Source organism: Luteimonas sp. A611 (genome assembly GCF_054072715.1).
The window spans coordinates 1-4,588 of record NZ_JBSVRP010000014.1; the positions used below are offsets into that span (position 1 = coordinate 1).

Below are 4,588 nucleotides of genomic sequence, written 5' to 3' on the forward strand. Positions count from 1 at the left end.
CGGCGCGACAGGTCGTCGTTGCCGGCGGCGATTTCCGAGGCCGAGGCGTTGATCGCATCGCTGCCCTGGCGGATCTGGCCGACGATCTCGGTCAGGCGTTCAACGGTGCGGTTGGCATCGGCGGCGACATCGGCGAAGCGGCCTTCCAGCTTGATGTCGATGCGCTGCGACAAGTCGCCCTCGGCCACGGCCGAGAGCAGGCTGCCGAGCTCGCCGAGGCCGGTATCGGTCGCGGCCATCAGCTGGTTCAGTCCTTCGATCAGCTCGCGGTAGGCGAACTCGAAGCGCGCGCTGTCGCCGCGCAGGGAAAAGTCGCCGGCCACCGCGCCCTCGACCAGGCGCCTGACCTCGGCGTTGGTGTCGAGCATCGATTGCTTCACCGCGTCGATCGCTTCGGTGATCTTCGCCTTCTCGCCGGGCAGGCGCTCGATGTCGAGCGACAGATCGCCGCGGGCGTAGCGCGCAACCGTGTCGACCACCTGGGCGTTCATCGCGATGTGCGAGGTCACCAGGTCGTTGAGGCCGGTGGCCATCGTGCCGTAGGCGCCCGGGAACTCCGCGGCCTGCATCACGTGGCTCATGGTGCCGGCATCGTGCGCGGCCTTCATGTCGCGCTGCGCGTCGGAAAACCGGCTGAGCACCTTCTGCATGTCCTGCAGCGAGCCGAGCATGCGCGCGGTCTCGTCCGTACCGGTGGCCTGGAGGTCGGTGTCCAGGCGGCCCTGCGCCATCGCGTGGGTGGCGGCGACGGCGCGGCCGATCGGACGCGTGATCGACCGGGCCAGAGCCCAGGACGCGCCCAGCAGCAGCGCCAGCACCACCAGCAGCTTGACCACCGCCGTGCGCGCCGAAGCCCAGAGCGCGGCCTGCACGTCGTCGATGTAGATGCCCGAGCCGATGATCCAGCCCCAGGGCGCGAACTCCTGGACGAAGGAGATCTTCGGCACCGGCGCGTCGGCGCCGGGCTTGGGCCATGCGTAGTGGATGAAGCCGCTGCCGCCCGCCTTGACGCGCTTGACGCCTTCGACGAACAGGTGCACGCCGTTGGGATCGGCGAAGCCCGACAGGTCGGTGCCGTCCATCTCCGGCTTGAACGGATGCATCACCATCTGCGGCCGCATGTCGTTGATCCAGAAATAGTCGTCGGCGCCGAAGCGCAGCGATTTGATCGCCGCGATGGCCGCGGCCTGGGCCTCGTCCTCACCCATTTCGCCGCTCAGGGCGCGGGCGTGGAAGTGGCCGGCAAGGCTCACCGCGGTTTCCACCAGGCCGCGGGTGGCGGTTTCCTTCTCCGCCAGCAGGGTGCGCCGCTCGGCGACAAGCTCCAGCGCCATCAGGACCAGCACCGCGAGCACGCCGAGCAGGGTCAACAGGGTGAGCTTGCGGGAAATCCCGATGCGGGACAGGAAGTCGGACATGGTGGTGCCGCTCTGGGTCGGATGTTGGAAGACTTATCGGCCGCAGGGCGGAAAAGTGTTGCGGCGGGCTGGCTGGTCGCCAACAGCAGGGGGCGGCCGAAGCCGCCCCCCGGGATGTCCATGCTGGCGGGGAGCTCAGAACTCCTGCCAATCTCCCCCCGCCTCGGCGGCGGCGACCGCGGCAGTGCGGCGGCTGTGCGGCGCCGGCTTCGCGCGTGCAGGCGCCGGCTTGTGCGTGGGCAGCTTGACCACGCTCGACGGCGTCTGCGCGGCGACCGGCACCCTGTCTTTCGCGCTGCGCGCCGGGCGTTCGTCCCGCACCCGGAACACCGCCACGGTCTGCACCAGCTGCCCGGCCTGCTGCTCCATGCTGCGTGCCGCGGCCGTGGCTTCCTCGACGAGCGCGGCGTTCTGCTGCGTGCCCTCGTCCATCTGCGTGATCGCCTGGTTGACCTGCTCGATGCCCGCGCTCTGCTCCTGCGAGGCGGCCGAGATGTCGGCGATGATGTCGGTGACGCGCTTCACGCTGGTCACGATCTCGCCCATGGTGCGCCCGGCCTGGTCGACCAGTTCGTTACCGTGGCGGACCTTGTCGGCCGAATCGGTGATCAGGGTCTTGATCTCCTTGGCCGCGTCGGCCGAGCGCTGCGCCAGCGAGCGCACCTCGGTCGCGACCACGGCGAAGCCGCGCCCCTGTTCGCCCGCGCGCGCGGCTTCCACCGCGGCGTTGAGCGCCAGGATATTGGTCTGGAAGGCGATGCCGTCGATCACGCCGATGATGTCGGCGATGCGGTTGGACGATTCGGAGATCGCGGACATGGTCTCGACCACGCGCCCGACCACTTCGCCGCCCTGCGAGGCGACACCGACCGCGCCGATGGCCAGTTCGTTGGCCTGGCGGGCGTTGTCGGCGTTTTGGCGCACGGTGGAGGTGAGTTCCTCCATCGACGAGGCGGTCTCTTCCAGCGCGGCCGCCTGCTGCTCGGTGCGGCGCGAGAGGTCGTCGTTGCCGGCGGCGATCTCGCTCGCTGCTGCGTTGATCGCGTCGCTGCCGCCGCGGATCTGGCCGACGATCTCGGCCAAGCGCTCGACGGTGCGGTTCGCATCGCCGGCTACCTCGCCGAAGCGGCCGGGCAAGCCGGCGTCAACGCGGCGAGAGAGATCTCCTTCGGCCACCGCCGAGAGCAGGGCGCCGATCTGGCCCAGGCCTTCGTCGGTCGCGGACATCAGCCGGTTGAGCTCCTCGATCAGCTCGCGGTACGCGAACTCGAATCGGGCCGCATCGCCCCGCTGGGAGAAATCGCCAGCCACGGCCGCCTCAACCAGGCGCCGCACCTCGGCGTTGCTGTCGAGCATCGACAACTTCACCGCGTCGATGGCGTCGGTGATCCTGGCCTGCGCCCCGGGGAGGCGTTCGAGGGCATCACTGAAATCGCCTTTGGCGTACTGGCCTACCACATCGGCCATGCGCGACTGCAGGCCGACGTGCAGTGCGACGACCTCGTTGATCTTGCGTGCCATGTCGGCATAGGCGCCTGAGAACGCTGCCGCGTCGATGCGCGACGAGACTTGGCCAGCAACGTGTCGGTCGGCGAGACCCTGCTGGGCATCGCGGAACTCGACCAGCGTCGTCACCATCGTGTTCATCGCCTGCTGCAGTTCGCCTACCTCGTCATGGCGCTTGCCCGTGCTTTCCAGCACCAGTTCGCCGTGCGCCACCCGCTGGGCGGAGAGGACAACCTGCCGGATCGGACCCACGACGCTGCGGCTGATCCAGAGCCAGATGGCGGACAGGGTGGACAGCATCGCCAACAACGTTATCGCGATGCTGGTCTCGATAATGCCGCGGACCTGCGTTGCATTGGCAACCACGGCCGCGGACGCTGCCTGCGAGGTGAGATCCGAGAGTTCGGCGAGCTTCTGCCCGGGCGCCCGATCCATCCCGGCAACGGCGGCATCGCCGGCTATCGGGTCGTAGCCAGACGCGGAGAACGCCACCAGCGCTTCGCGATAGGCCTCGCCCATCTGCGCATGCGTGGCAATGAACGCATCCATCGCCTGGTGCGACGCGCCCTCGGGCAGGCGGGCCATGGCCTCGCGCGCATGCGTCTTCACATCCTTCTCGCTTGCCTCGAAGCGGGCCATGTATTCCTCCAGCCGCTCCGGGTCACTGCCGCGCAGGAGTACGTTTTTCCACTCCTGGATCTGCGTACGGAAATCGATCTCGACCGTCTTGACCAGTTCGTCGGTGACGATCTCGGCGGGCGGTTCGGTGCCGAGACGTTGCCAGGCGACCGCGAGGCCGCTGAGCGATGCGAGGACGGTGAGGCCAAGGCCCAATGAGAGGCCGCCTAGCAGTTTGCCGCGCAGTCCAAGGCGGCGCTTGGCAGGGAGTGTTCCAGACATATCAGGTTCCATGGATCGGGTAGGGGGGGCGCCTCGTCTGGCTTCTGGCCCCTTGTCGGGGCTTGTCCGCGGCGGCGAAGTACGCATCGATAACGGCTGCTGCAGCGCACAATCCAGTGCCGGAAATGGACAGAACGTCCCAGTTCCGCACACGAAGGGTCCGGCACCGGCCTCGGCCTGCAGGTGTTCGTCCGTGCGCGTCGCTGTTTCGCGCGCGCGTGTCGCGTGCGGTCCACGAACGCAACGGGGCGCCGAAGCGCCCCGTCGTTCCACAGGCTGTCGTATGCGATCAGAACTCCTGCCACTCGCCGCTGCTTTCGGCGGTGGCCGCCTTTGCCGTGGCGCGTGCCGCGGGCTTCGCGCGCGCCGCAGCCTGCCTGTGGGCAGGCAGCTTGACCACGCTCGATGGTGCCTGCGCCGCGACCGCGACCCGGTCTTTGCCGCCGCGCGCCGGGCGTCCATCCTGCACCCGGAACACCGCGACGGTCTGTACCAGCTGTCCGGCCTGCTGTTCCATGCTGCGCGCCGCCGCCGTGGCTTCCTCGACCAGGGCCGCGTTCTGCTGCGTGCCCTCGTCCATCTGCGTGATCGCCTGGTTGACCTGCTCGATGCCCGCGCTCTGTTCCTGCGAGGCGGCCGAGATGTCCGCGATGATGTCGGTCACGCGCTTGATGCTGGTCACGATCTCGCCCATGGTGCGCCCGGCCTGGTCGACCAGCTCGTTGCCATGGCGGACCTTGTCGGCCGAATCGGTGATCAGCGTC

At 68.7% G+C, this 4,588-nt stretch carries 3 protein-coding genes; all 3 read right to left on the minus strand.

The genetic code is table 11. From position 1 onward, the window contains the following. Nucleotides 1-1,418 (minus strand): cache domain-containing protein (locus ACW5EG_RS17020; protein ID WP_457022479.1); only part of this gene is annotated, 1,418 nt, incomplete at its 3' end. A gap of 135 nt (nucleotides 1,419-1,553) precedes the next feature. Then, entirely contained in the window at nucleotides 1,554-3,824 is a 2,271-nt protein-coding gene (locus tag ACW5EG_RS17025; protein WP_457022483.1) for a methyl-accepting chemotaxis protein, read from the minus strand. Between the two features lie 289 nt (nucleotides 3,825-4,113). Continuing rightward, the coding region (locus ACW5EG_RS17030; RefSeq protein WP_457022481.1) for a methyl-accepting chemotaxis protein at nucleotides 4,114-4,588 on the minus strand (475 nt) is incomplete at its 5' end.

What these genes read in the sequence shown, in the direction of transcription:
- ACW5EG_RS17025 (WP_457022483.1), bottom strand. Translation starts at nt 3,824, where the DNA reads ATGTCTGGAACACTCCCTGCCAAGCGCCGCCTTGGACTGCGCGGCAAA.